The 26,299-nt window shown below is 75.0% G+C and carries 20 protein-coding genes and 1 pseudogene; 13 read left to right on the forward strand and 8 right to left on the reverse strand.

Going from position 1 to position 26,299, the window contains the following annotated elements; genetic code table 11:
* Positions 1–40 precede the first annotated feature (40 nt).
* The 3 genes from AB0953_RS17980 to AB0953_RS17990 all read right to left on the reverse strand — a co-directional run bounded on the left by AB0953_RS17980 (position 41) and on the right by AB0953_RS17990 (position 1,715).
* On the reverse strand, positions 41–763 hold the full coding sequence (locus AB0953_RS17980; protein WP_366860453.1) for a nucleotidyltransferase domain-containing protein: 723 nt from the start codon (positions 761–763) through the stop codon (positions 41–43).
* Positions 764–815: 52 nt separating this feature from the next.
* Positions 816–1,289, reverse strand: coding sequence for a Rieske (2Fe-2S) protein (locus AB0953_RS17985; RefSeq protein ID WP_366860454.1), 474 nt, complete (start codon positions 1,287–1,289; stop codon positions 816–818).
* 84 nt (positions 1,290–1,373) lie between these two features.
* Positions 1,374–1,715, reverse strand: coding sequence for a DUF952 domain-containing protein (locus tag AB0953_RS17990; RefSeq protein WP_366860455.1), 342 nt, complete (start codon positions 1,713–1,715; stop codon positions 1,374–1,376).
* Between the two features lie 195 nt (positions 1,716–1,910).
* On the opposite strand from AB0953_RS17990, the gene AB0953_RS17995 reads away from it, so the two are divergent.
* From AB0953_RS17995 to der, 4 genes are all read left to right on the forward strand, one after another.
* Positions 1,911–2,999: a prephenate dehydrogenase gene (locus AB0953_RS17995; protein WP_366860456.1), complete on the forward strand. Its 1,089-nt coding sequence runs from the start codon at positions 1,911–1,913 to the stop codon at positions 2,997–2,999.
* 146 nt (positions 3,000–3,145) lie between these two features.
* Positions 3,146–3,844: a (d)CMP kinase gene (cmk, locus tag AB0953_RS18000; RefSeq protein ID WP_366860457.1), complete on the forward strand. Its 699-nt coding sequence runs from the start codon at positions 3,146–3,148 to the stop codon at positions 3,842–3,844.
* Positions 3,799–4,488, forward strand: a complete 690-nt coding sequence (locus AB0953_RS18005; RefSeq protein ID WP_366860458.1) for a lysophospholipid acyltransferase family protein — start codon at positions 3,799–3,801, stop codon at positions 4,486–4,488. Before cmk ends, AB0953_RS18005 begins: the two co-directional genes overlap by 46 nt.
* A gap of 151 nt (positions 4,489–4,639) precedes the next feature.
* Positions 4,640–6,097 (forward strand): ribosome biogenesis GTPase Der, encoded by a 1,458-nt coding sequence (der, locus tag AB0953_RS18010; RefSeq protein WP_366860459.1) that lies wholly within the window; start codon positions 4,640–4,642, stop codon positions 6,095–6,097.
* 5 nt (positions 6,098–6,102) lie between these two features.
* Here der and AB0953_RS18015 read toward each other — a convergent pair whose 3' ends face one another.
* Complete coding sequence (locus AB0953_RS18015; RefSeq protein ID WP_366860460.1) at positions 6,103–6,642, reverse strand: hypothetical protein; 540 nt, start codon at positions 6,640–6,642, stop codon at positions 6,103–6,105.
* Positions 6,643–6,851: 209 nt separating this feature from the next.
* Positions 6,852–7,658, reverse strand: coding sequence for a hypothetical protein (locus tag AB0953_RS18020; RefSeq protein ID WP_366860461.1), 807 nt, complete (start codon positions 7,656–7,658; stop codon positions 6,852–6,854).
* Between the two features lie 307 nt (positions 7,659–7,965).
* Between AB0953_RS18020 and AB0953_RS18025 the strand changes: the two are divergent.
* Positions 7,966–8,553: pseudogene (locus AB0953_RS18025) on the forward strand (transglycosylase family protein); the annotation flags it as partial.
* Between the two features lie 511 nt (positions 8,554–9,064).
* The gene (locus AB0953_RS18030) at positions 9,065–10,030 is read left to right on the forward strand and encodes a YafY family protein (RefSeq protein ID WP_366860462.1); all 966 of its coding nucleotides are present in this window, start codon (positions 9,065–9,067) and stop codon (positions 10,028–10,030) included.
* 422 nt (positions 10,031–10,452) lie between these two features.
* Here the strand turns inward: AB0953_RS18030 and AB0953_RS18035 are convergent, their stop codons facing one another.
* Complete coding sequence (locus tag AB0953_RS18035; protein WP_366860463.1) at positions 10,453–11,550, reverse strand: phosphatase PAP2 family protein; 1,098 nt, start codon at positions 11,548–11,550, stop codon at positions 10,453–10,455.
* A 271-nt stretch (positions 11,551–11,821) separates the two neighbouring features.
* A complete protein-coding gene (locus tag AB0953_RS18040) occupies positions 11,822–12,955 on the reverse strand; it encodes a hypothetical protein (RefSeq protein WP_366860464.1) in 1,134 nt (377 codons plus the stop codon).
* A 423-nt stretch (positions 12,956–13,378) separates the two neighbouring features.
* Here AB0953_RS18040 and AB0953_RS18045 point away from each other — a divergent pair, with 423 nt between their 5' ends.
* Together AB0953_RS18045 and AB0953_RS18050 are read left to right on the forward strand one after the other, a co-directional pair.
* The gene (locus AB0953_RS18045; RefSeq protein ID WP_366860465.1) at positions 13,379–15,127 is read left to right on the forward strand and encodes an MFS transporter; all 1,749 of its coding nucleotides are present in this window, start codon (positions 13,379–13,381) and stop codon (positions 15,125–15,127) included.
* Between the two features lie 470 nt (positions 15,128–15,597).
* Positions 15,598–16,767: an acyl-CoA dehydrogenase family protein gene (locus tag AB0953_RS18050; protein WP_366860466.1), complete on the forward strand. Its 1,170-nt coding sequence runs from the start codon at positions 15,598–15,600 to the stop codon at positions 16,765–16,767.
* A gap of 9 nt (positions 16,768–16,776) precedes the next feature.
* On the opposite strand, the gene sepF is transcribed toward AB0953_RS18050, so the two are convergent.
* Positions 16,777–17,226 (reverse strand): cell division protein SepF, encoded by a 450-nt coding sequence (gene sepF, locus AB0953_RS18055; RefSeq protein WP_361919664.1) that lies wholly within the window; start codon positions 17,224–17,226, stop codon positions 16,777–16,779.
* 283 nt (positions 17,227–17,509) lie between these two features.
* On the opposite strand from sepF, the gene AB0953_RS18060 reads away from it, so the two are divergent.
* From AB0953_RS18060 to dnaE, 5 genes are all read left to right on the forward strand, one after another.
* Positions 17,510–18,862, forward strand: coding sequence for a DUF5685 family protein (locus AB0953_RS18060; protein WP_366860467.1), 1,353 nt, complete (start codon positions 17,510–17,512; stop codon positions 18,860–18,862).
* A 131-nt stretch (positions 18,863–18,993) separates the two neighbouring features.
* Positions 18,994–19,815, forward strand: a complete 822-nt coding sequence (locus AB0953_RS18065; RefSeq protein WP_366860468.1) for a DUF1684 domain-containing protein — start codon at positions 18,994–18,996, stop codon at positions 19,813–19,815.
* Between the two features lie 147 nt (positions 19,816–19,962).
* Positions 19,963–20,838: a S1 family peptidase gene (locus AB0953_RS18070; protein ID WP_366860469.1), complete on the forward strand. Its 876-nt coding sequence runs from the start codon at positions 19,963–19,965 to the stop codon at positions 20,836–20,838.
* A gap of 292 nt (positions 20,839–21,130) precedes the next feature.
* On the forward strand, positions 21,131–22,390 hold the full coding sequence (locus AB0953_RS18075; RefSeq protein ID WP_366860470.1) for a vanadium-dependent haloperoxidase: 1,260 nt from the start codon (positions 21,131–21,133) through the stop codon (positions 22,388–22,390).
* Positions 22,391–22,573: 183 nt separating this feature from the next.
* Entirely contained in the window at positions 22,574–26,179 is a 3,606-nt protein-coding gene (gene dnaE, locus AB0953_RS18080; RefSeq protein ID WP_366860471.1) for a DNA polymerase III subunit alpha, read from the forward strand.
* The last annotated feature ends 120 nt before the right edge of the window (positions 26,180–26,299 follow it).

Genomic DNA, 26,299 nt, shown 5'->3' on the forward strand with positions numbered 1-26,299 from the left:
CGGACTGTGCGCAGTCCGGGCCGGCCCCTTTGTCCAGGGTTCACGCCAGGGCGCTCGCCCGGCGGGTGTGGGTGAGGAAGGATTCGATGCGGGTGTGGTCCGGGGATTCGGGGAGGGGGGAGGCGGCCAGGGCCGCTTCTGCCTCCGCGGACAGGCGGGTCATCCAGGCGTCCACCTCCGGCCAGGGGAGTTCGCCGCGCTTCACCTCCAGCAGGCGGTCGCGGTACGGGGTGGCGTCGATCTCCAGGCGGCCCGAGCGGAGCAGGTCGCGGCAGGACAGCAGCAGGCGCAGCAGGTGCATGGCGTGCTTCCAACGCGGGGCGCCGTGGAGGCGGACGTCGGCCAGGAGTTTGCCGTGCTGGGACTTCGCGTAGCGGGTGAAGGTCGTGTGGGCCCGGCGCGAGAGGAACGCCGTGCGCAGCGACAGGAGCTCCTCGCCCACCGGGGTCAGGCGTTCCACCAAGGGGGAGTGCAGGCACTCCAGGATGTTCGGGTTGGCGCGCAGGGCCAGCTCGCAGAAGCGTTCCAGCTCCCAGGAGAACTCCTCCTCGCGCGGGCCTTCCACGTGGGTCGGGGGCTTCTCGAAGCGCCAGAACAGCGGCGTGGGGGCGAGGTAGACACCGCGCCGGTCGGTGTCGCTCGCCTCCGTCGCCAGACCGAACGCCCGCGAGCCCATCACGCACGCGTAGACCGTGTGGTCGCGCACCAGGGCGTGACGGGGGAGGCGTTGCGAGGCGGGAGTGGGGGCGGTGTCATCGGTCATTGGCGGAGCTTAGGCGGGTTCCGGCGTGCCCTGCGACGGGATTAGCGGCCGGCTAGGCCAGCGTGATGTCGCCCTGCGGGGTGACCGTGATCTTCTGCTCCGCCAGCGGGCGGGTGGCCGGGCCGTGGGTGACCGCGCCGTCCGTCACCCGGAACCTGCTGCCGTGGCAGGGGCAGTCGATCGTGCCGTTCTCCACCTTGTTCACCAGGCACCCCTGGTGCGTGCACACGGCCGTGAAGCAGCGGTAGGAGCCGGCCGTCGGCTGGGTCACCACCAGCTTCTGCTCCTTCAGGACGGTGCCGCCGCCCACCGGCACGGCCGAGGCCTTCGCCAGCACCGTCCCCGTGCCCCCGCTCGACGCCGAGGTGGCGGGCTGCGGGGTGGAGGCGCCGCCGGGCTCGTTCTTCGGCTGCTCCGCCGCCTTCTTGCCGTCCTCGCCGCACGCGGTGAGCGTGCCGCCGGCCAGGGCTGCGACGGCTCCCGCCGCCAGGACCGTGCGTCGGGGGGTGCGCGTGGGGTCGCTCATGGGCTGCTCCTCGTTCGGTGCCGGGATGGCGAGGAGCATCCTGGCGCCTGGCGGGCCCCGGGTGAAGCCCGCCGCGCCGCCGGATCAGGTGCCCGGTTCCCACGGAGCCAGCTGCGCCGGAGCGCCCGGCGTGCGCACGACCTCCCACAGCCGGACCACGGCCGCCCGGTCCAGCGGGCCGTGGACGTGCGGGTAGCGCCCGCCCGATTCACCCTCCCGGCGGACTTCGGAGGTCAGGGCCCGTTCGTCGAGCTCGACGGCCAGGAGGGTGTCCGGCACGTCGCGGTAGTGCGCGTCGGCGATCTCGAGGGCCGTGGGGCGGTCGGCCGAGCAGTGCACGAACCCCTCGGAGCCGAGCGAGGGGGGCGCGTACGGCAGCTCGGGCGCGGCGGTCCATTCGGAGAGCGGGACGATGTGGAAGATCATGCCGACCGTTCTACCGCAGCGGCGGCCGGCCGGCCGTCCCTGCGCGTCGTGCGTGCCTGCCTGCCTGCCTGCCCCGTGCCCCGTTGAACCGGAATCCGGCGGTCCGTCCCATCTGACGGACCGCCGGGCACGAGTCCGGCCGCGGCTGGCTACGCTGGCCCTGACCTGCCGATCTTTCCACCCCTGGAGCGCCACGTGAGAACCGCCGTCGTCATCGGAACCGGACTGATCGGCACCTCGGCGGCGCTCGCCCTGTCCGCGCGCGGCGTCACCGTCCACCTCGCCGACCACGACCCGGCCCAGGCCCGTACGGCCGCCGCGCTCGGCGCGGGCACCGACGAGGCCCCCGACGGCCGGGTGGACCTCGCGGTTGTCGCCGTGCCGCCCGCCCACGTGGCGGCCACCCTCGCCGACGCGATCGGGCGCGGCATCGCCCGCGCGTACGTGGACGTCGCCAGCGTCAAGGGCGGCCCGCGCCGCGAGCTCGCCGCCCTCGGGGTGGACGCCTCCGCGTACATCGGCACCCACCCCATGGCCGGCAAGGAGCGGTCCGGGCCGCTGGCCGCCACCGCGGACCTCTTCGAGGGCCGCCCCTGGGTGCTGACCCCGACCCGCGACACCGGCCACGAGGTGCTCAACCTCGCACTGGAGCTGGTCGCCCTGTGCAAGGCCGTCCCGGTGGTCATGGACGCCGACGCGCACGACCGCGCCGTGGCGCTGGTCTCCCACACCCCGCAGCTGGTGTCCAGCATGGTGGCGGCCCGCCTGGAGGGCGCCGACGAGACCGCCGTACGGCTGTGCGGACAGGGGATCCGGGACGTGACCCGGATCGCCGCCTCCGATCCGCGGATGTGGGTGGAGATCCTCTCCGCGAACCCGGGCCCCGTCGCCGACGTCCTCGCCGGGATCGCCGCCGACCTGCAGGCGACGGTGGACGCCCTGCGCGCCCTGGAGTCGGCCGACGTGGACAAGCGGCGCGGCGGAGCCGCCGGCATCGAGGACGTGCTCCGCCGCGGCAACGCGGGCCGGGTGCGGGTGCCGGGCAAGCACGGCGCTGCGCCCATCCCGTACGAGACGGTCGCGGTGCTGATCAGCGACCAGCCCGGCGAGCTCGCCCGGATCTTCGCGGACGCGGGCCGGGCCGGGGTCAACATCGAGGACGTCCGCATCGAGCACGCCACCGGACAGCAGGCCGGCCTGGTCCAGCTGATGGTCGAGCCGAGGGCCGCCGCCGCCCTCACCGCCGAGCTGCGCGAACGGGGCTGGGCCCTGCGCCAGCAGTAGCGCAGGAGGCCGACAGGGGCGCGCCGCCCCGCCGCCCTCCCCGCCCCGGTGGCCCGGGCGTCGCCCGTGTCGGGGCCCGGTAACCTTGGGGAGGGGCGCTTTGGCGCGCCCCGACACGCACGCGCAACCAGGAAGGTGCCCGCACCGTGGAAACCGCAGCTCCGTCCGCCGTGATCGTCGCCATCGACGGTCCCTCCGGCACGGGCAAGTCCAGCACCTCCAAGGCCGTGGCCGACAAGCTCGGGCTGCGCTACCTGGACACCGGTGCCCAGTACCGGGCCATCACCTGGTGGATGATCACCAACGGCGTGGACACCGAGGACCCGCAGGCCGTCGCCGTGGCCGCGGCCAAGCCGACCATCGTCTCCGGCACCGACCCGGCCGCCCCGACGATCACCGTCGACGGCGTCGACGCCTCCGGCCCGATCCGCACCCAGGAGGTCACCTCCAAGGTCAGCGCCGTCAGCGCCGTCCCCGAGGTGCGCACCCTGATCACCGAGCTCCAGCGCAGCATCGCGGCCGGAGCGGAGGGCGGCATCGTCGTCGAGGGCCGCGACATCGGCACCACCGTCCTGCCCGACGCCGACCTGAAGGTCTTCCTGACCGCCTCCGCCGAGGCCCGCGCCGCCCGCCGCAGCGGCGAGCTGCGCGGCAAGGAGGCCGCGGACCTCGCAACGACCCGCGAAGCCCTGATCAAGCGCGACGCCGCCGACTCCGGCCGCAAGACCTCGCCGCTGGCCAAGGCCGACGACGCCGTCGAGGTGGACACCACCGAGCTGACCCTGGAGCAGGTCATCGAGTGCGTCGTGACCCTGGTCGAGGAGAAGCGGGCGGGCCGCAAGTGAGCGGTACGCCCTCCCTCAAGGGTGCGGCGGTCGGCCGGCGGATCGGGATCGGCCTCATGTACGGGCTGTGGAAGCCGCGCGTACTGGGAGCCTGGCGGGTGCCCGCCTCGGGGCCGGTGATCCTCGCCGTCAACCACGCGCACAACATCGACGGCCCCATGGTCATGGGCACCGCGCCGCGGCCGCTGCACTTCCTGATCAAGAAGGAGGCGTACGTCGGCCCGCTCGGCCCCTTCCTGGACGGCATCGGCCAGGTCCGGGTCGACCGCTCGGGCACCGACCGCACCGCGATCACCCGGGCCCTCGCCGTCCTGGACAACGGCGGCGCCCTGGGCATCTTCCCCGAGGGCACCCGGGGCGAGGGCGACTTCGCCTCGCTGCGCGCCGGACTCGCGTACTTCGCGGTGCGCAGCGGTGCGCCGGTCGTACCGGTCGCCGTCCTGGGCAGCACCGAGCGCCAGGGCCGCCTGATACGGGGGCTGCCGCCGTTCAAGAGCCGGGTCGACATCGTGTTCGGCTCGCCCTTCGACGCGGGCGACGGCACCGGCCGCCGGACCCGTACCGCACTCGACGAGGCCACCGCCCGCATCCAGAGCAGGCTGACCGCGCACCTGGCCGACGCCAAGCGCATGACCGGACGCTGACCCGCCGGGCCGCAGCCGCCCGCCCGGCGCCCGACCGCCGCCCAGCCCGACGCTGGGCGCCCGGCCGGGCACTGAGCGAGACTTGACCCAGTAGTGGCACCCGCCCGGGGCGGGTGCCACCGATCACCACGAACGACGAGGAACGGACTTCATGAACGATCAGCACGACCACGGAGCGCTCGGCGACGCCGAGTACGCGGAGTTCATGGAGCTCGCCGCGGAGGAAGGCTTCGACCTGGAAGAGGTCGAGGACGCGATCGAGGAGGCCGGCCACGGACCGCTCCCCGTGCTCGCCGTCGTCGGCCGCCCGAACGTCGGCAAGTCGACCCTGGTGAACCGCATCATCGGCCGCCGCGAGGCGGTCGTCGAGGACAAGCCCGGCGTCACCCGCGACCGCGTCACCTACGAGGCCGAATGGGCCGGCCGCCGCTTCAAGGTCGTCGACACCGGCGGCTGGGAGCAGGACGTCCTCGGCATCGACGCCTCCGTCGCCGCCCAGGCCGAGTACGCCATCGAGACCGCCGACGCCGTCGTCTTCGTCGTCGATTCCAAGGTCGGCGCCACCGACACCGACGAGGCCGTCGTCAAGCTGCTGCGCCGCGCCGGCAAGCCCGTCGTCCTGTGCGCGAACAAGGTCGACGGCCAGAGCGGCGAGGCCGACGCGGCCGAGCTGTGGTCGCTGGGCCTCGGCATGCCGTACCCCGTCTCCTCCCTGCACGGCCGCGGCACGGGCGACCTCCTCGACGCCGTCCTGGAGGCCCTGCCCGAGGCGCCCGCGCAGAGCTTCGGCGGCGGCGGGATCGGCGGCCCGCGCCGCATCGCGCTGATCGGCCGCCCGAACGTCGGCAAGTCCTCCCTGCTGAACAAGGTCGCCAGGGAGGAGCGGGTCGTCGTCAACGAGCTGGCCGGCACCACGCGCGACCCGGTCGACGAGCTGATCGAACTCGGTGGCGTCACCTGGAAGTTCGTGGACACCGCGGGCATCCGCAAGAAGGTCCACCTCCAGCAGGGCGCCGACTACTACGCCTCGCTGCGCACGGCCGCCGCCGTGGAGAAGGCGGAGGTGGCGGTCATCCTAATCGACACCACCGAGAACATCAGCGTCCAGGACCAGCGCATCATCACCATGGCCGTCGAGGCGGGCCGCGCGATCGTGATCGCGTACAACAAGTGGGACCAGCTCGACGAGGAGCGCCGCTACTACCTCGAGCGCGAGATCGAGACCGAGATGCAGCAGGTCTCCTGGGCGCCCCGCGTCAACGTCTCGGCCCTGACCGGCCGCCACATGGAGAAGCTGGTCCCGGCGATCGAGACCGCCCTCGCGGGCTGGGAGACGCGCGTCCCGACCGGCCGGCTGAACGCCTTCCTCGGCGAGATCGTCGCGGCCCACCCGCACCCGATCCGCGGCGGCAAGCAGCCCCGCATCCTGTTCGGCACCCAGGCGGGCAGCAAGCCGCCGCGGTTCGTGCTCTTCGCCTCCGGCTTCCTGGAGCACGGCTACCGCCGCTTCATCGAGCGCCGACTGCGCGAGGAGTTCGGCTTCGAGGGCACCCCGATCCACATCTCCGTCCGGGTGCGCGAGAAGCGCGGCGCCCAGAAGAAGAAGTAGCGGGGTCAGTAGCCCCGGCGCGGAGCGGGCGGCAGGGCCGGCGGGATGTGGTGCATCCCGGTCTGGTGCTGCCGCCCGCCCGCGTAGGCGGAGCCCATGGCCGTCGTGGTCGGGGTCGTCGTCTGGGCCGTCGGGGCCGTACTCCCCGTCGTGGTCCCGGCGTACGCGTACGAGGGCTGCGGCGCCGGGGTGTACGAGGGCTGCCAGGGGTCCGGCTGCCACGGGGAGCCGTTCCAGCCGTCCGTGCTGCTGCCGGCGGCGAGCCCGGAGCCGAAGCCGGTGCCGAGTCCCGTACCGACCCCGGTGCCGAGCGCCGCGCCCGTCCAGCCGCCCGCGCCCGAGCCGTACGAGCCGCCGCCGATGCCGCCGCTGCCGACGGCGTACGTGCCGCCGTACGAGAACGCCGTGAAGGCCAGGTCCTCCTCGCCGGTGCGGTCGCCGGGCAGGGCCCGGAAGGCCCGCAGGTACTCCGAGTACAGCGTGTCGTAGATCGGGGTGTGCGAGGCGGGGGCCGCCATGCCGTCCCGGTCCCGTACGGGGCGCATCGGGGAGACGGTGCTCGGCTGGGCAGGGGCGCGGGAGGGGTCGTATGAGTGCACGTAACAGCCAACGACCCCGGGGCGCTCGCGGATGCGGGCGCGGCGGCAGAAAAACGCAGATCGCCGGGGGTGCGCGGGACGGACCGCGCACCCCCGGCGCACGCCGACCCGCCCCCTCGTGAGGGGCGGGGCCGGCCCTTCCGGGGTCCCTGGGGTCAGGCGCCCGGGGTACCTGCCAGCGGCATCGAGGCGGCGACGAGCTTGCCGGCGGCCGCGGCCTTGTCGAGGGCCTCGCGCAGCAGGTCCTCGCGGGGCTGCTGGCCGATGGAGCCGACGGGGGCCGCGTACACGAGGACCCGCTGGGACTTGTTGACGGCGGTGCGCCAGGGCTCGGTGACCGCGAGGGCCTGGTGCGCCTGCCACCAGGCGACCTGGCCGCCGCCGTCGGTGCCCGGCTGCAGCACCGCGTGCAGCTGGCCCGCGGCGAGCAGCACCGACCAGCCCGCGAGCGGGGAGGGGAGCTCGCTGGTGTCGGTGACCGGGATGAAGCCCTGCTCGATGAGGAGCGGCAGGAAGTCGTCGCCGGGGCCGGTGGTGCCGGGGCGGGCGATCGGCGCGGTCGGCTCGACCACCAGGGCGGGGTGCAGTTCGCCGCCGATCAGGACCAGGCCGCTGGTGATGCCGAGGACGGCCTGGCCGCCGGGCACGTTCTGCGGGACGGCGCCCGCGGGCTCCGGGGCGGGGCTGTCGCCGGTGATGCTGCGGACGGCGCCCTGGAGCTGCTCCTCGGAGACCTGCACCACCTGCGAGGGGATGCAGCCGGCGTGGGCGAAGGCGAGGACGGCCGTCTCGTCCCCGACGAACAGCACGGTGCTGGTGCGGTCGGTCTCCGGGTCCCCGGGGGTGCGGCAGGAGGTGCAGTCGTAGCTGCGCGGTGCGTCGTCGCCGGTGAGCAGCCTCTCGGCTTCTTCGTCACCGATCTCGGCACGTACCTCATCACTGACGTCGAGCATGCGGGGCACGGGGTGGCTCCTCGGGCTAGGCGAGCGGGGGCCGGGCGGTTCCCGGCCTGCCGGGATCAACGGCGGAGCGGCGGCCGGGGTCACGCCGTCGGGGGGAACGGAATCGAACCCGGCCGCCAGAGGGGTGAACGGTCGGACCACGGCGTCGGTTTGACGCCGACTGTTGTCTGTTTGTGCGCAGTCGGCGGCTGCTCTTGCCTGCCGGGGCGGGGGGTGGGGAGCGGGCGGCGTGGGCCGACCGGGTGGGGTCCGCGGCGGACCGCGTGGCGCGGGCGGCGGACGGCGGCGGGCTGCGTAGCGTGACCCGATGCCCGACCTCCGGATCCGGCGGGCCGCTCCGGCGGCCGCAGCCGCCGCCGCGCTGGCTCTCGTCCTCGTACTCCCGTCGGGGGCCGGCGCGGCCCCTCCGCCGCCCGCGCCGGGGCCCGCGGCGGCGTCCCACCCCGGCTCGCCGGGGATCATCGGCAGCGGGCCGGGGGACTGCGGGCCGGGCGCGCAGTGGCCCTGGGACTGCGTGGCCGACTGCGAGAGCGGCGGGCGCTGGGCGGTCAACACCGGCAACGGCTTCTACGGCGGGCTGCAGTTCCGGCAGCCGACCTGGGAGGAGTACGGGGGGCTGGTGTACGCGGCCCGGGCCGACCTGGCCGGCCGGGAGCAGCAGATCCGGGTGGGGGAGGAGGTGGTCGCCTTCCAGGGGTGGGAGGCGTGGCCGGTGTGCGCGAAGCGGTACGGGTTGGCGGGGCGGATGCACGTGGTCCGCGCGGGGGACACCCTCGACGGGATCGCCCGCAGGCGGCGCGTGCCCGGGGGGTGGCGCGCCCTGTACACCGCGAACCGCGAGGCCCTCGGCCCCACCCCGGGCCCCCTGACCCCGGGCACCCTCCTGGCCCTCCCCCTCTCACCCCCGCCTCCGCCCACCCCGCCCCCGTCCGCCCCGCCGAAGCCTGCTCCGGCCGCCCCACCGAAGCGGGCTGGGGTCGTTCCGCCCCCGCCTTCGCCTTCGAAGCCGGGGGCGGCAAATCCAGCCTCGCCGGCGTTTGAGGCGCGGGGTTTGGGGCGGGGCCCCAAGGAACCCGCCTGCGCCGGGCACCGGGCTTGGCCCGGACCCGCCCCTCAAGCGCCCGCGGGGCTGGGTTTGCCGGGCCCCGGCTTCGGACTGTAGCCCCGTCGGCGCTTGAGGCGCGGGCCCGGGCGGAGTCCGATGCCTGGGTTTGCCGGGCCCTGGCTCGGATGGGGTGGTGTGTCGGGGGGCTTCGGCGGGGGGTCCGGGCCTGCGGCTCGGGCCAAGTGGGAGCCCCTGGGGCGGGGGCGGGCTCACTCGTCCGTGTGGCGGGCGGGCCCGGGCCGAGGGGGCGTGGGGCAGGCCCGCCCCGAGGGCGCGGGGCGGCGCTGGCAGACTGCTCGGCATGCTGGAGACCTCCGCACGACTGCTGCGCCTGCTGTCCCTGTTGCAGGCCCACCGCGAATGGACCGGCGCCGACCTGGCGGAGCGCCTCGGCGTGACCCCGCGGACGGTGCGGCGCGACGTGGACCGGTTGCGCGAGCTCGGCTATCCCGTGAACGCCACCCCCGGCACCGGCGGCGGCTACCAGCTCGGCGCCGGGGCCGAGCTACCGCCGCTGCTGCTGGACGACGAGGAGGCGGTGGCCGTCGCCGTGGGCCTGCGCACGGCCGCGGGGAACGGGGTCGAGGGGATCGGCGAGGCCTCCGTACGGGCGCTGGCCAAGCTGGAGCAGGTCCTGCCGGGGCGGCTGCGGCGGCGGGTGTCGGCGATCGACGGGTTCACCGTGCCGATGCTGCGCGCCCCCGAGCGCAGCGGCGTCGACCCCTCGGTGCTGGCCGAGCTCGCCGCCGCCTGCCGCGACAGCGAGCGCCTGCGCTTCGGCTACCGGGACCACGAGGGCGGCGCCTCGCGCCGAGTGGTCGAGCCGCACCGGCTGGTGTGCACCGAGCGGCGCTGGTACCTGGTCGCCTGGGACGTGGACCGGGCGGACTGGCGGACCTTCCGCGCCGACCGGATCGAGCCCAGGCCCCCGCACGGCCCGCGCTTCGTCCCCCGCCCCGCTCCGGCCGAGGACCTCGCCGCGTACGTCTCCCGCGGGGTGTCGCAGGCCGCGTACGCCGCCCGCGCGGTGCTGCGGCTGAAGATGCCCGCGCAGGCGGCGGCCCGGGTCATCGGGCCGAGCGACGGGGCCCTGGAGCCGTTGGACGAGGAGAGCTGCCTGCTGCGTACGGGGGCCGCCAGCCTCGACGTGCTCGTGATCCACGTGATGCTGCTCGGCTGCGAGTTCGAGGTGGTCGAGCCGCCGGAGCTCACCGAGCGGATCAGGGCCGCGCGGGACCTTCTGGGGCGGGCCGTGGACAAGGCGTAAGGAAACCGCGGCGGTTCGGTGAAGCGAAGGGGAGCCGGGCGGGAGGGGGAGCGGGCACGGCCAGGCGCGCCCCCCAAGCCGTACGCCCCGAGCCGTACACCCCAAGGGTTCCGCGGCAATCCTCCGGGGAATTCCGGGGCGCTCTGGCGGAATGCGAAAGGGGGCGCGCGCGGAGCGCTGCGGGGCCGGGAAAAGAAATGGCGCGGGGCCGTCCGACGGATAGCCGGGCCGGTCGGGGAACTGTCGACATTCCGTGACACAAGCGTGACCCGGTACGGACGAACCTCCGGGCGCGCCGCTGACGTTCGGGCGGTGCGGACGACGGAGGCGGGCCGGATGGGTGATCCGGCCCGCCTCCGTCGGTGCGGGGTGAGGTGGTGCGTACCGCCCCGCGGTGCCTGTGCCCTTCCTGTCCGGCCGGCTCAGCTGCCCGCGGCCGGGCGGGCCGTGGCGCGCGCGGCACCGGCCCGTTCGGCGTGGGCCGGGCGGCGGCTGCCGGCCGGGGTGACCGGGGTCCGCTCGGACCGGATCAGGTGCGGCCGGCCGGCCAGGTGCGGGGCGGGCCGGGCGACCGGGGCGTGCGGGGCGGCCGCGGCGGGGCCTGCCGAGGCGGAGGCCGCGCCGGGCGCGGAGGCTCCGGCGGCGGCCGCGTCCCCGGCGGCGGCCGCCGTGTCCGCGGTGCTCCGGAGCTGCCACTTCCCGCCCGCGGAGAGCAGCGGGACCAGCGCCGAGGCGACCGGCGCGGGCACGGTGCCGGCCTCGACGCGGCGGCGCATCCGCTCGCGCCGGTCGAACACCCAGGCCTCGACGGCGGCCATCAGCGGCTCGAACCACGGCAGCGCCAGCATGATCAGCAGGCCCGCGGACCAGCCGAGCAGGACGTCGCTGACCCAGTGGGTGCCGAGGTAGACGGTGGTGGCGCCGACGCTCAGCGAGACGACGGCGGAGACCATGGACAGCACCCGCCGGGTGACCGTGGTGGAGGCCAGGTACGCCAGGATTCCCCAGGTCACGACGGCGTTGGCGGTGTGGCCGGAAGGAAATATATCGCCGCCGGCGAAGAGCTCGGCGGAGCCGATCGTGGTGGCGTAGTGCGGGCCGAGGCGGCCGAGGCCGAGCTTGACGGAGCCCACGGTGATGTTGAGCAGGAGCAGCGCCACGCCGAGGGCGATCAGCGGGCGCAGGGTGTGCTGCCGCCAGGAGCGCCAACCGAGCCATGCGGCGACCATGACCGCGGTGGGGCCGCGCTGCCCCAGGACGACGAGGTAGTCGAGGAAGGCGTGCACCTGCGGCCACTGCTCGTACGGCCGGAAGAAGAAGACCTGCCAGTCCAGGCGGACGAGCCAGGACGTGGTCAGGACGGCCACCACGATCGCGAGGTAGAAGGCGAGGGTCGCCCCGACGAGCACGACGCGGTGCCGGCTCATCCGCGGTGTTTGCAGAAGAACCGGTCGCTCGGGTTCCCGGTCGAGCCGGGCGAACACCCGCTCCAGCCGGGTCAGGATTTGGTCGGTACGCACTCAATCGACGTTACCGCGCGCTGCTGTGCGGCCCCGTCGAATCACCGGGTTTGTGATGACCATGTGATGTGGAGTTGGTCTCACGCGGGTCTTAATTCCTGGGATTAAGGCATTAGTTGGAGTGCCGGGTCCATTGCCCTCGCCATTGTTTCGCACACTTACCCTGGCTTTATCGCAGCGACTCAATTCTTTTGCTGAAACATGGTTCGGAATGATCCATTCCGTGACCGGCCGGCCCGGCGGTTCGCCGCCTGCGGGCCGGGGTCCGGTGCTACGGCGGGCCCGACCCGTTCAGCCAGAACGCCCCGTACACCGCCGACGCCAGCGCCACCGCGCCCAGCACCGCGACCGCCCGCCCCGTACGCGCCCGGGCCAACGCCACCGCGGCCGGCAGCAGCAGCGGGAAGGCCGGCAGCAGCAGCCGCGGCTTGGACCCGAAGTACCCCGACGCGCACAGCGCCAGCGCCACGACGATCCCGCAGTACACCAGGAGCGTGGCCGGCTGCCGCTGGCGTACGCACAGCGCGTACAGCCACAGCACCAGCGCCACGCCCGCGATCAGCCCGACCCCCGCCGCGACCGAGCCCGACGCCAGCTTCGCCCCGATGAACCGGGCGAAGGCCCGGCCGCCGTCGAAGCCGTTGCCCCACCCGCCCTGCACGTCCAGGTAGGCGGTCGGTCCGCCGCCGGTGTGCACCCCCACCCACAGCGCGTACCCCGCCGCGCCCGCCGGGGCCAGGGCGACGCCCACCGCCATCCGCCAGGACCGCTCGCCGCGCCGCCACGCCAGGGCGGCCGCCACCCACACCGCCGCCGCCACCGCGGCGCCGACCGGGCGGGTCAGCCCGGCCGCCGCCGCGAGCAGGCCCGCCGCCGGCCACCGGCCGCGCAGGGCCGCGTACAGGGACCAGGCCGCCAGCGCCGTGAACAGGGACTCGCTGTACGCCATGGACTGCACGATGCCGACGGGCAGCGCGGCCCAGACCGCGACGGCGAAGACCCCCGCCCGGCGCGGAGCGGCCCCCGGGATCCGCTCGGCGCACACCAGCGCGGCCACCGCGAAGATCCCCCAGGCCGCGGCGAGCCCCGCCACCGCCGAGACGACCAGGCCGGCGGAGCCGTACGACAGCCCGGTGGGCGCCGCCACCAGCCGCTCCAGCCAGGGCAGCAGCGGGAAGAAGGCCAGGTTCGAGTGGACGGCCCCGCTCGGCAGGACCACCTCGTAGCCGTACCCCTGCGCGGCGATCCGCGCGTACCAGAGCGAGTCCCACCGCGCCGACAGCAGCGTGTGCGGGCTGGTTCCGGCCGCCGCGCTCCACAGCGCGAGCACGCCCACTCCGAGCAGCCGCACCGCCGCGAAGACGGCCAGTGCGGGCGCGGCCCGGCGAAATGCAAGATCTTCCACAGGCATGATTATCGGTGGCGCCCGCCTCCGGCCGCCGGGCCAGAACCGCGGGATCGCGACCGCGCGTGTACGCACGGGAAGCCGCGCCGCCGCCGGCGCTGCGCCGGTGCGCGGGGCCAGGCGCCCCCGAGCCGGCCAACGGCGGGCCGGGGAAGCGGTGGTGGCGCGGCGGTGACGGAGGCGTGACGGGGGAGCGAGGGGAGGGCGGGGTGAGGACGGTGTGACGCGAGTGGCACATGCCACACCGAGGCCGCCGCCGCGATGAGAGCTTGACCACGTGTCGGACCGGCGAACTCGCGTACGCTGAGCCCTTCACTCGCAGGTCGATGCCGGACCCCGCAGGACGCCGCACCGCACCACCGCCGCGGCTCCGCCGAGACGCTGGTCCGCCGAGTGCGAGCGATTCATCTGGGAGGTACATGCATGTCGGGGACCAACGCGTCCGACCGCAGGCGCAGGACCGCCGACAACGACAGAATCCCCGGGACGCCCCTGCGGCAGACGCTGCGCGCGGCCTCCGGCGGGACGAACCGCTGGCTCGTCCTCGCGGTCCTCTGCGTCAGCCTGGTCCTCGTCGCGCTCGACGCGACGATCCTGCACGTCGCCGTTCCCGCCATCACCGAGGACCTGCGCCCCGGCTCGGTCGAGCTGCTGTGGATCGTCGACGCCTACCCGCTGGTCTGCGCCGCGCTGCTGATCCTCTTCGGCACGCTCGGCGACCGGATCGGCCGGCGCCGGATACTCCTGCTCGGCTACGGCCTCTTCGGCACCGCCTCCGCCATCGCGGCCCTCGCCGAGAACGCCCAGGTCCTCATCCTCGCCCGCGCCCTGCTCGGCGTCGGCGGAGCGATGATCATGCCGGCCACCCTGTCGATCCTGCGGCAGGTCTTCCCCGACCGGCGCGAGCGGGCCCTCGCCATCGGCATCTGGACCGCCGTCGCAGCCATCGGCGCGGCCAGCGGGCCCGTCCTCGGCGGCTTCCTGATCCAGCATTTCTGGTGGGGCTCGGTCTTCCTCATCAACATCCCGCTGATGGCGCTGGTCCTGCCCGTCGGACGCTGGCTGCTGCCCGAGTCCAGGGGCGCCGCCGACGGGCCGTGGGACGTCCTCGGCGCGCTCATGGCCGCGGGCGGTGTGCTCGGCGTGGTCCTCGGGGTCAAGCGGCTCGGTGCGGAGCGCAGGCTGCTGGACGCCGAGGCGCTGGTGCCGCTGCTGCTCGGGGTGGTGCTGCTCGTCCTCTTCACGCGGCGCCAGCGGCGGCGGGCGCACCCGCTGATCGACATGCGGATGTTCTCCCGCGCCGCCTTCTCGACCTCCGTCGGGTGCATCGTGCTCGCCATGCTGGCGCTGGTCGGGCTGGAGCTGCTCGCCGTGCAGTACCTCCAGCTCGTGCTGCACCTGAGCCCGCTGGAGACGGGGCTGCGGCTGCTGCCGCTGACCTTCGCGGCCATGGCCGCCGGCGCCACCGGGTCGTACACCCTGGCCCGGATCGGGCCCCGCACCATGGTGTCGCTCGGCTTCCTGCTGACCGCCTGCGCCGTGCTGCTGCTGACGCTCATGGGGCAGCAGGACCGGCCCGTCCTGCTCACCGTCGGCTTCGTCCTGCTCGGATTCGGACTGCAGACCACGCTGTTCGCCGCGTACGAGTCGATGCTGAGCGAGGCGCCGGCGGCCGCCGCGGGAGGTGCCGCCTCCATAGGCGAGACCTCGTACCAGCTCGGGGCCGGGATGGGCATCGCCCTGCTCGGCAGCGTCATGAACGCGGCGTACGCGCCGGGGCTGCTGAACGTGCCGGGGGTTTCGGCCGAGGATGCGAAGGGGGCCGCGAACTCGCTCGGCGAGGCCTACCAGATCGCCGGGCACCTCGGAGGGGCGGCGGGGGAGGCGCTGGCCGGCGCGGCGCGCCACTCCTTCGTGCACGGCCTGCACGTCACGCTGGTGGTCAGCGCGGCCCTGCTGCTGGCGGGGTCGCTGATGGCCCTGAAACTTCCGCGGACCATGGACTGCGGCGCGGCCGATGCCGATGTCCCTGTCGATGCGGACGCCGATGCGGCTGTGCCTGCCGGACCGGTCCGGCTTCCGGCCCAGGCCGGCCCCTCCGCCCCTTGCGGGGCCCCGCGCATCCCGGCCCCGGCCAGCCCGGACCGCAACTCCTCGGCCCGGCGGGCCTGACCCCGCCCGCTGCGCGGAGGCTTTCCCCCACCCCGCCCCTTCCCGCTGTGCCGGACATGCGGCTCCGCCGCGTGGCGGGCCCTGCGGCCGCGGCCCCCGCTGCGGGCTGCGCCCCGCACCCCGCCCTGGGGCTCCGCCCCAGACCCCGCGCCTCAAACGCCGGCGAGGGCTGAGTTTCCGCCGGGCGGGGCTGGAATTGCCGCGCAGCGGCACAATCCAGCCCGCGCGGCGTTTGAGCGCACCGGGCGCGGAGCGCCCGGAACGGGGTCCGGGGCGTCAGCCCCGGTTTCGGGAAGGGGTGGGGAGGGGACAGCTCCGCGCAGCGGACGCCGGCGCAGCGGTCGCTTCGGCGGCGCCGGATCAGGGCCGCCGGGCCCCGCGGGCCAGGGCAGGGGTGGACCCCGGGGCGGTGGGGCGACAAACTTGCGGCGCTAGGTTTGTCTCAGGTCCAGGCCCGCCGGGAGGCCCCCGTGTCCTTCGTCCCCACCGATCCGCTCGGCCTCGACGAGCTCCTCACCCCCGAGGACCTCGCCATCCGCGACACGATCCGCGGCTGGGCCGCCGACCGCGTCCTGCCGCACATCGCCGAGTGGTACGAGAGCGGCGAGCTCCCCGGCATCCGCGAGCTCGCCCGTGAGCTCGGCCGGCTCGGCGCGCTCGGGATGTCCCTCACCGGCTACGGCTGCGCCGGCGCCAGCGCGGTGCAGTACGGCCTGGCCTGCCTGGAGCTGGAGGCGGCCGACTCCGGCATCCGCTCCCTCGTCTCGGTCCAGGGATCGCTCGCCATGTACGCGATCTGGAAGTACGGCTCCGAGGAGCAGAAGCAGCGCTGGCTCCCCGGCATGGCCGCCGGCGAGCTGATCGGCTGCTTCGGCCTGACCGAGCCCGACGTCGGCTCGGACCCGGCCGCCATGCGCACCCACGCCAAGCGGGAGGGCTCCGACTGGATCCTGAACGGCCGCAAGATGTGGATCACCAACGGCTCCGTGGCCTCGGTCGCGGTGGTCTGGGCGCAGACCGATGACGGCGTCCGCGGCTTCGCCGTGCCCACCGACTCCGCCGGGTTCAGCGCGCCCGAGATCAAGCACAAGTGGTCGCTGCGCGCCTCGGTCACCAGCGAGCTGGTCATGGACGACGTCCGGCTGCCGGCTGACGCGGTGCTGCCGGGGGTCACGGGGCTCAAGGGGCCGCTGAGCTGTCTCAGCCACGCCCGGTACGGGATCGTCTGGGGCGCCATGGGCGCGGCACGCGCCAGTTTCGAGGCCGCGCTCGACTACGCGCGCACCCGGGAGCAGTTCGGCAGGCCCATCGGCGGCTTCCAGCTCACCCAGGCCAAACTCGCCGACATGGCGCTCGAACTCCACAAGGGCATCCTGCTCGCCCACCACCTGGGCCGCCGGATGGACGCGGGCACCCTGCGCCCGGAGCAGATCAGTTTCGGCAAGCTCAACAACGTCCGCGAGGCCATCGACATCTGCCGCACCGCGCGGACCGTGCTGGGGGCCAACGGGATCTCCCTCGAGTACCCCGTCATGCGGCACGCCACCAACCTCGAATCGGTGCTCACCTACGAGGGCACCGTGGAAATGCACCAGTTGGTGCTGGGCAAGGCGCTCACCGGTCTCGACGCCTTCCGGTGAGGGCCCGGCTCAGCTCTGGTTGAAGAAGTCGCGCGAGCGGCCGCCGGGCTCGCCGCTCACGATCTGGGTGTCGGCCGGGGTCAGCAGGAAGACCCTGGTCGCCACCCGCTCGATCGAGCCGCGCAGGCCGAAGGTCAGGCCGGCCGCGAAGTCGACGACGCGCTTGGCGTCGGCCGGGTCCATCAGCGACAGGTTCACGATCACCGGGACGCCCTCGCGGAACAGTTCGCCGATGCCGCGCGCGTCGCGGAAGCCGTCGGGCGTGACGGTGGCGATCCGGCGGCCCTGCTCGACGGCCGACTCCGAGGCGACCCTCACCCGCGGGTCGGTGACCCACTGGTCGCCCGGGCCGGCGACGGAACCGTGCGCGGCCTCCGCGTAGTCGTCGTCGTAGTAACGCTCGTCGTCGCTGTCCTCCACGAGACCCAGCCAAGCGCTCGCCTTGCGTACCGAACCCATGGACGCCTCCTTTCACCGCGGTCGGTTGTCTTCTCTCCGCGTTCCTATGGTCGTCCATGATGCTGACAACGCGCCAAGTGGACAGCCGCCGCGCACGGGTTTCGTGACGGTACTGGTGCAGAACATCCGTTGCACGGTCAAGGATGCCGATCGGCCAAGCTGCTGACTGAGTGAAAATATGACGACTGCTGCCGTCCGGGTGGTGGGCAGGGGCGTCCGGGTGACCGATCCGGCTGGATACGATGCCCACCTCGTAAGCGATTGACACTCGGGGGACCCGAATTTGTTCGGCATAGTCAGACCTTGCACCCACCGTTTGGGAGAGCGTTTCAAGACGGAGTGGATGGCCCATCTCTGCGGTCTGTGCCTGGCACTTCGCGGCGACCACGGCCAGTTCGCCCGGATCGTCACGAACTATGACGGGCTGCTCGTCTCCGTTCTGACGGAGGCTCAGTCGGGGCCCGCCGCCGGCTCCCGCCGCACCGCCGGCCCCTGCCCGCTGCGCGGGATGCGGACGGCTCCCGTCGCCAACGGCGAGGGCGCGCGCCTCGCGGCCGCCGTGTCGCTCGTGCTCGCCTCGGCGAAGGTGCGCGACCACGTCGCCGACGGGGACGGCCTGTTGGCCCGCGCCCCCATCGCCGCCGCCGCCCGCAGGGTGGCCCGCGGCTGGGACCGGGCGGGCGCCCGCACCGGCGCCTCGCTCGGCTTCGACACGGCCGTCCTGGTCGACGCCGTGGACCGCCAGGCGGGCATCGAGACCCTGGCCGGCCCGGGCACCCCGGTCCTGGTGGTGACCGAGCCGACGGAGACCGCCACGGCCGCCGCCTTCGCCCACACCGCGCAGCTGGCCGGGAAGCCGGGCAACGCCGCGCCGCTCGCCGAGGCGGGCCGGTACTTCGGGCGGCTCGCCCACCTGCTGGACGCCGTGGAGGACCGGGCCGCGGACGCCGCGGCCGGCGCCTGGAACCCGCTGACGGCCACCGGGACCTCCCTCGCCGAGGCCCGGCGGCTGTGCGACGACGCCCTGCACGGCATCAGGCTCGCGCTGCGGGAGGTCGAGTTCGCCGATGCGGGGCTCGCCCACAGGCTGCTGGTGCACGAGCTGCGGACCTCGGTCGACCGGGCCTTCGGCACCTCCTCCTGCGGCCACGCCCAGGCCGGAGCGAAGGCCACCGCCCAGGGCGGCTACGGCGCGCCGCCGCAGGGCCACGGCCCCGGCCCGGGCGCCCCGTACGGTGCCGGCTCCTACGGCGCGGGCCCGTACGCGGGCGGCGGGCAGCAGGGCGGCCCGTACGGCGGCGGCCCCTATGGCGGCAACCCGTACGGAGGCCACAACCCCTATGGTGGCGGCGCCGGCGGTCCCGGCGGCCCGGGCATGCCGCCCCCGCCGGGCGGGGGCGGCGGGCTGCCCCCGCAGAAGCCGCGCCGCGGGCTGCTGGCCGGCTGCGCGGTGGCCATCGGGCTGTTCTGCACCTGCCAGCTGTGTTGCACGGAGCACGAGGGCCCGTGGTCGCGCAAGAAGCGGGACGCCTGGTGCGACGCGTGCGAGTGCTGCGAGAACTGTGAGGGCTGCGGGAACTGCTGCGACGGCTGCGACTGCTGTGACTGCGGCGGCTGCGACTGCGGCTGCAACTGACGACCGCCGCCCGCGCGGGCTGAGCCCGGGGCTGAGCCCTTCGTGCGTGCTGAGCCCCCGTCAGGCGGACACAGGTCCGGACGGCGTACACCACGGTTCCCGTCCGGGCCGGTGTGGAAGGGTTGAGCGGCATGAGCGATGTCGCAGACGATCCCAAGGCCGCCTGGCAGAAATGGCACGAACGCCGGGCGGCGTCCGTGTCCGCCCCTTACGGTCCCCTCGCCCTCGTCGGCACGCACTGGCTCGCCGACTACCCGGAAGGTCGAATTCCGGCCGTTCCCGGCCACTGGCGCCCCACCGGTGACGGGGTGGCGCTCACCGCCTCGGCGGAGGACGGCCTCGGCCTGGACGGCGAGCCCTTCACCGGCAGGGCGGTCCTGGCCGAGGACGGCGGCGCGCCCGCGCATTCCCGGGTCACCGCCCCCGCCGGCGTGCGGATCGCCGTGATCCGCCGCGAGGGCGAGTGGGCGGTACGGCCCTACGATCCCGCCGCGCCGGCCCGGCAGGCCTTCGCCGGCATCGAGGCCACCCCGTACGACCCGGACTTCGTGCTGCCGGGGCGCTTCCGCCCGTACGGCGAGCGGCGCACGGCCCGGGTGGAGAACGCCGACGGCCGCACCCGCGGGCTGCACCTGGACGGTGAGCTGCGCTTCGTCCACCGCGGCCGCGAGCACACCCTCCACGTCGCCGTCGACGCCGGTGACGGCAGCCTGTGGGCCGTCTTCGGCGACGCCACCGGCGGGGATTCCAGCTACCGGTTCCGCTACCTGCGGCCGGGTGTGCCGTCCCCCGAGGACGGCGCGATCACGGTGGACCTCAACCGGGCGGTGCTGCCGCCCTGTGCGTTCGCCGAGCACTTCATCTGCCCGTTCCCGCCACCGGGCAACACCCTGCCCTTCGAGGTGGCGGCGGGCGAGCGGAGGCTGAAAGATGCCCTTGCCCCCCGTATCTGACGCCGGGACACTCCCGACAGCGCCAATCGGAGGTTTGTCAGGGGCACGACGAAATCCAGTGCGCCCGCCGTACCCCCGGCTGCGCCTCACGGGCTCCGGCGCCCCCCACGTACGCCGGGCCCCCGATCCCATCCGGGAGGACGAGAAGTGAGGATCAAGAGCATCACCCGTACCCGGCTGCTCGCTGTGGCCGCCGGCCTGGCTGCCGTCGCCGGGCTCGCCGCGCCCACCGCCGCCAGCGCGGACAGCGGCTTCAGCGCCGCCACCCTCGCAGCGGCGGGCGCCTCGGTCGAGCGCGCCGACGTCGCCGGCACGGCCTGGTACACCGACCCCGCCAGCGGCACCCTGGTCGTCGCCGCCGACTCCACCGTCACCGCCGCGGACCTCGCGAAGATCCGCAAGGAGGCCGGCGCCGACGCGGCCGCCCTGCGCATCGAGCGGATCCCCGGCAAGCTCAGCAAGCTGATCTCCGGCGGCGACGCGATCTACACGTCGGGCTGGCGCTGCTCGCTCGGCTTCAATGTGCGCAGCGGCACCACCTACTACGTGCTGACCGCCGGCCACTGCACCGACGGCGCGGGCACCTGGTGGACGAACTCCTCGCACACCACCACGATCGGCGCGACCGTGGGCTCCAGCTTCCCGAACAACGACTACGGCCTGATCCGCTACGACAACACCTCCCTCAGCCACCCCGGAACCGTCGGCAGCCAGGACATCACCGGCGCCGCCAACGCCACCGTCGGCATGTCCGTCACCCGGCGCGGCTCCACCACCGGCACCCACAGCGGCTCGGTGACCGGCCTCAACGCCACCGTGAACTACGGCAACGGCGACATCGTCTACGGCATGATCCGCACCAACGTCTGCGCCGAACCCGGCGACAGCGGCGGCCCGCTCTACTCCGGCAGCCAGGCCATCGGCCTGACCTCCGGCGGCAGCGGCAACTGCACCACGGGCGGCACGACCTTCTTCCAGCCGGTCACCGAGGCCCTGAGCGCCTACGGCGTCAGCGTCTACTGACCGGCAGCCCCCCGGCGGGCCGCCACCCGGCACGCACCGCGCCGAGCCCCCGTCCGAACTCCGGGCGGGGGCTCGGCCGTTCACGGCCCGCCCGGCTGTCGCCCGACCGTCCGGTTACCGGTCCGGTTGCCGGTCCGGGGCCGAGTGCAACGCGGGTGTGGACGGTGGATGAAAGGCCTGTTTCCGAACCTCCCTGGCGCATTGCAGCTGTTGTGCGGCCGCGCGGGGGCTGGCTAGCGTCGTGGCGCAGCCCGGCCGGCGCACCGTGTCGCCCCATCCACCAGGAGTGTCCGTGAAGCCGTCCCGCTCTGCCCTGTTCTCCTTCGGGTCCGCCCTGGCGCTGGCCGCCACGGCCGCCGTCCCGTCCGCCCGGGCCGCCGAGGCCCCGGCCGCGGACGGCGCGGCGGCCGTCGTGCGCGAGTGGTACGACACCACCGCCCGGACCGTCGAGGCGGCCGGGGCTCCGACCCAGATCACCAACAGCCGCACCTGGGCCATCAGCTGGCTGGCCGCCGCGCGCGCCGCCCGGGAGGCCCCCGCCGGACGGGGCCGGGCCGCCTTCCAGGACGCCGCGGTCGCCTCCGCCGTCCACGACGCCCTCCTCTCCCTCGCACCGTCCCGCGCGCCCGAGCTCGACGCCGCCCTCGCCGCCACCCTCGAGCGGATCCCCGACGGCGCCGCCGAGGACCGGGGCGTCGCCGCCGGGGCCCGGCAGGCCCGGACCGTCCTCGCCGAGCGGCAGGGCGACGGGCTCGACCCGGCGTCCGTGAACGCCCCGTTCCCCGTCCCGGCCGCCGCCCCGGGCGTCTGGCAGCCCACGCCCGACGGCTACGCCCCGGCGATCCAGTACGGCAACCGCGCGGCGAAGCCGTTCCTGCTGGACTCCCCGTCCCAGTACCGGCTCGGCCCGCCGCCCGCGCTGGACTCCGCCCGCTACCGGGCGGACCTCGCGGAGGTGCGTGCGTACGGGAAGGCCGACAGCACCGTGCGCACCCCGCGCCAGACCGAGACCGCCACCTTCTGGTACGGCTCCTCGCTGACCCTGTACACCGAGCCGCTGCGGGTGGCCGTGACCCGCTCGCACCGCTCGACCGCCGAGCGGGCGGAACTCCTCGCGCTGTTCCACGCCGCCCTGGTCGACACGCAGATCGCCACCTCCGACAGCAAGTACGCCTACACGCGCTGGCGCCCGGTCACCGCCATCCGGACCGGCACCCTCGGAACCGACCCGGCCTGGACCCCGCTGCACCAGACCCCGGCCCACCCCGACTACCCGAGCGGCCACGCCACGTACGCCGGGGCCGCCGAGGCGATCCTCGACGCCCTCGTCGGGCCCCGCACCGCGCCGTTCTCCCTCACCAGCCCGACCGCGCCCGGTGTGCGCCGCACGTACACCGGCTGGGACCAGCTGACCCGCGACAACGTCGACGCGCGCGTCTACTCCGGCATCCACAGCCGTTCCGCCGACGAGGCCGGCGTCGTCCTCGGCAAGGCCGTCGCCACCCACGCCCTGCGCACCGCGGACCGGCTCTTCGCGCCGCACCAGGCCTGAACCCCCTGCGCCCCGGCCCGCGCGGCCCGGCGCCCCGGCCGTGGGGTCGGCTGCCCTGCGGGGCCTTCCCCCACCCCGCCGAGGTGATCATGGATGATCGAACAAACGTTTCGCACGGGTATTCGAATTGCCTTATGGTGGAGACGGGGGAGGTGTTCATCGAGGGAAAGCAGGAGGCCGCGGGTGCCCGGATTTACGCATCTGCACACCGTTTCGGGGTTCTCCATGCGCTACGGAGGCTCCCACCCGGAACGGCTGGCGGAGCGTGCCGCCGAGCGCGGCATGGACGCCCTCGCCCTGACCGACCGCGACACCCTCGCGGGCGCGGTGCGGTTCGCGAAGGCGTGCGCGCAGGCCGGGATCCGGCCGCTGTTCGGGGTCGACCTCGCCGTGTCGGCCGCTCCCGCCGCGGCGCCCGGCTCCGGTTCCCGTCCGGGCGCCTCCTCCGCCTCGTCCCCCGCCCCCGCGTTCGCGTCCGGGTCCACGGGGGGCCGGACGCGGGCCGGCGGCGAGGCGTCCCACCGCCGCCGGACCCCGGTCAAGGGCGGGGCCTTCGTGGACGAGTCCGCGCCCCGCGCCGTCTTCCTCGCCCGCGACGGCGCCGCCGGCTGGGCCGAGCTGTGCCGGATGACCACCGCCGCCCACGCGGGCGCGCCCCCCGGCGGCGCAGCCCGCGGCGACCAGCCCGTCCTGCCCTGGGAGGCCCTGCACGGCACCGGGGTGTACGTCCTGCTCGGCCCCGACTCCGAGGTGGGCCGGGCCCTGGCCGCCGGACGGCCCGACCGGGCCGCGCGGCTGCTCGCGCCCTGGCGGGAGGTCCACGGGGACTCCCTGCGCCTGGAGGCCGTCCACCACGGCCGCACCGGCACCGGCCCCGGCTCGCTGCGGCTGGCGGCCCGTACCGTCGGCTTCGCCGCCGAGCAGGGCGTCCGGGCCGTGCTCACCAACGCCGTCCGCTACGCCGACCCCGGCCAGGGCCCCGTCGCCGACGTCCTCGACGCCGCCCGCCGCCTCGTCCCCGTCGACCCGCGCGGCCCCCTCGACAGCGGCGAGCGCTGGCTCAAGCCCCCGGCCGCCATGGCCGAGGCCGCCGAGCGGATCGCCCGCGCGGCCGGCCTCGGCCCGGGCGACGCGCGCCGGCTGCTCGAGGAGACCCGGCGCACCGCCGAGGCCTGCACGGTCGACCCCGAGGACGACCTCGGCATCGGCTCGGTGCACTTCCCCGAGGCGCACCTCGTGGGCGCGGCCCACCGCACCGCCCAGCGGGTCCTGGCCTCCCGGGCCGCCGCCGGGATGGTGCTGCGCGGCTACGCCGGCGACCCGGCGTACTGGGAGCGGATGCACCACGAGCTCGACATCATCGCCTACCACGGCTTCGCCTCGTACTTCCTGACGGTGGCCCAGGTCGTCGACGACGTACGGGAGATGGGCATCCGGGTGGCCGCGCGCGGCTCCGGCGCCGGCTCCCTCGTCAACCACCTGCTCGGCATCGCCCACGCCGACCCCGTCGAGCAGGGCCTGCTGATGGAGCGCTTCCTGTCCAAGCGGCGCCACGTCCTGCCCGACATCGACATCGACGTGGAGTCCGCCCGCCGGCTGGAGGTCTACCGGCGGATCATCGACCGCTTCGGCACCGAGCGCGTCGCCACCGTCTCCATGCCCGAGACCTACCGGGTCCGGCACGCCGTCCGCGACGTCGGCGCCGCCCTGTCCATGGACCCGGCCGACGTCGACCGGCTCGCCAAGGCCTTCCCGCACATCCGCGCCCGCGACGCCCGCGCGGCCCTCGCCGAACTGCCCGAACTGCGCGGCGTGCGGGAGGAGGAGCACGGCCGGCTGTGGGAGCTCGTCGAGGCACTGGACGCGCTGCCGCGCGGAATCGCCATGCACCCGTGCGGGGTGCTGCTCTCCGACGCCTCCCTGCTCGCCCGCACCCCCGTGGTGCCGACCAGCGGCGAGGGCTTCCCCATGTCCCAGTTCGACAAGGACGACGTGGAGGAGCTCGGCCTGCTCAAACTCGACGTGCTGGGCGTGCGGATGCAGTCCGCGATGGCGCACGCCGTGGCGGAGGTCCGGCGCACCACGGGGCGGGAGATCGACCTGGACGACCCGGCGCAGGTGCCGCCGGGCGACCGGGCCACGTACGAGCTCATCCGCTCGGCCGAGACCCTGGGCTGCTTCCAGATCGAGTCCCCGGGCCAGCGCGACCTGGTGGGGCGGCTCCAGCCCTCCACCTTCCACGACCTGGTCGTCGACATCTCGCTGTTCCGGCCGGGGCCGGTGGCCGCCGACATGGTGCGGCCGTTCATCGAGGCCCGGCACGGGCGGGCCCCGGTCCGCTACCCGCACCCCGACCTGGAGCGGGCGCTGGCCGAGACGTACGGGGTGGTGGTCTTCCACGAGCAGGTCATCGAGATCGTGCACGTCATGACCGGCTGCGGGCGGGACGAGGCGGACCGGGTGCGGCGCGGGCTGTCCGACCCGGAGTCGCAGCCCCGCATCAAGGTGTGGTTCGCGGCGAAGGCCGGCGAGCGCGGCTACCCGGCCGACGTGATCGCCCGGACCTGGGAGATCGTCGAGGCCTTCGGCAGCTACGGCTTCTGCAAGGCGCACGCGGTGGCCTTCGCCGTGCCCACGTACCAGTCGGCGTGGCTCAAGGCGCACCACCCGGCCGCCTTCTACGCCGGGCTGCTCACCCACGACCCGGGGATGTACCCCAAGCGGCTGCTGCTCGCGGACGCGCGGCGGCGGGGCGTGCCGGTGCTGCCGCTGGACGTGAACCGGTCCGCCGCCGCCCATCGCATCGAACTGGTGTCCGAGAATCCTGCGGTGTGGGGGCTCAGGCTGGCCCTGGGCGACGTCCACGGCATCAGCGAGGCGGAGGCGGCGCGGATCGAGGGCGGCCAGCCGTACGGATCGCTGCGCGACTTCTGGGAACGGGCGCACCCCGGCCACCCCGTCGCCCAACGGCTCGCCCAGGTCGGCGCCCTGGACGCCTTCGGCGCCAACCGGCGCGACCTGCTGCTGCACCTGTCCGAACTGCACGGCGCCCAGCGCGCGGCCGGGGCCGGCACCCGCGGCGGCGGGCTGCGCGGCGGCGGGCTGCGCAGCGCCCAGCTGCCGCTGGAGGGCGGCCGGTCGACGGCCTCGATCGGCCTGCCCGACCTGAACGACGCGGAGCGGCTCAGCGCGGAGCTGGGCGTCCTCGGCATGGACGCCTCGCGGCACCTGATGGGCGACCACCGCGCCTTCCTGGCGGAGCTGGGCGTGGTCCCGGCCGCCCGGCTGCGCGAGGTGGAGCACGGCCGGACGGTCCTGGTCGCGGGGGCCAAGGCGGCCACCCAGACCCCGCCCGTCCGCTCCGGGCGGCGGGTCATCTTCACCACCCTGGACGACGGGACCGGCCTGGTCGACCTGGCCTTCTTCGACGACAGCCACGAGAACTGCGCCCACACCGTCTTCCACTCCTTCCTGCTGCTGGTCCGGGGCGTCGTGCAGCGGCGCGGCCCGCAGAGCCTGAGCGTGGTCGGCGCGGCGGCCTGGAACCTGGCGGAGCTGGTGGACCTGCGGGCCGCGGGCGGCCTGGACGCGGTCGCGGCCCGGCTGGCCGAGCCGGGCGCTGCGCCTGCGCCTGCGTCCGCGTCCGGGTCGGCGTCCGCGGACTCCGGCCGCCGCATCCACCTGTCCACCGGCTACGAGATGAACCCGTGGGCGGACCTCCAGCCCGCGGGCGACGGCCCGGCCACCGGCCGCAAGCTGTGGCACTCCAGCCCGGGGAGCGCGGGATGAACGCGGAATCCGCTGCGCGGGGCCGGTTCCCCACCCCGCCCCTTCCCGAAACCGGGCTCCGCCCGGACCCGGTGCGCTCAGACGCCGCGCGGGCTGGATGTGCCGCGCAGCGGCAGTTTC

Origin of the sequence: Streptomyces sp. NPDC046866 (genome assembly GCF_040704625.1) — a bacterium.
Taxonomy (GTDB): Bacteria; Actinomycetota; Actinomycetes; order Streptomycetales; family Streptomycetaceae; genus Streptomyces.